The 986-nt window shown below is 63.0% G+C and carries 1 protein-coding gene; it reads left to right on the top strand.

Going from position 1 to position 986, the window contains the following annotated elements; genetic code table 11:
• Positions 1-30 precede the first annotated feature (30 nt).
• On the top strand, positions 31-986 hold a 956-nt coding region (locus AB4Y73_RS20410), incomplete at its 3' end, for an IS110 family transposase (protein ID WP_441874506.1).

Here is a 986-nt window from a genome sequence, read left to right as displayed (position 1 = left end):
GCAATCAGAGCGGGTGTTTTTCGTGAGGAGATGAACACGATCATGCTGGCGGCAATCGAGGATGAGGAACAGATTATTGGCAGGGTCGCTGCCCTGGATATCGGCAAAGCCGAACTCGTGTGTTGTGTCCGGGTCCCTGCGGAGGGGAACCCGAGGAAACGGTTGCAGGAGGTATCCACTCATTCAACGATGAGCCGGTCCTTGGCGGAACTGGCGAACCGTCTGGTGGACCTGCRTATCGAGCGGGTGGTGATGGAGGCGACCTCCGATTACTGGAAGCCGGTGTTTTAYCTCCTGGAGGCGCACGGGCTCGAGCCGTGGCTGGTYAACGCCCGGGATGTCAGACATTTGCCGGGGCGTCCGAAGACGGACGTGCTCGACTCGGTSTGGCTCTGCAAAGTGGCCGAACGGCAGATGATCCGACCCAGYTTYGTCCCGCCCGCCCCGATCCGGCAACTGCGGGACCTGACCCGGTACCGGATCGATCTGGTCGGAACCCGGACCGCGGAGAAGAAYCGGGTCGARAAACTCCTCGAGGACGCCTGCATCAARCTCTCCGTCGTCGCTTCGGACATTTTCGGGGTATCCGGGCGGCAGATGATGGCAGCTCTCATCGCAGGCGAACGGAACCCGGGCGTGCTCGCGCAGATGGCGCGGACCCGGATGCGGACGAAGATCACCGAACTCGAGGAGGCCTTCACCGGCCACTTTGATGACCACCACCGCTTCCTGTTAGCCCGGATGYTSGCCAGGATCGACGGCATCGATGCCGACATCGCCGCGGTCGATGAACAGATCGAGGCGCAACTGGCCCCTTTCGCGGAAGCGGCGGAACGCCTGGATGAGATCCCGGGCATCGGCCCCGTTGCCGCCGCCGTTATTCTCGCCGAGATCGGGGTCGACATGTCCCGGTTCCCGACCGCGGGGCACCTGTGTTCCTGGGCAAAGTTCTCCCCGGGCATCAGCTCCTCAGCCGGAAAGACGAA

The organism is Pseudarthrobacter sp. TAF60_1 (assembly GCF_052113505.1).
Taxonomy (GTDB): domain Bacteria; phylum Actinomycetota; class Actinomycetes; order Actinomycetales; family Micrococcaceae; genus Arthrobacter.
Note: the sequence above shows the minus strand (reverse complement) of the source record. Positions and strands in the feature narration are given on the sequence as shown.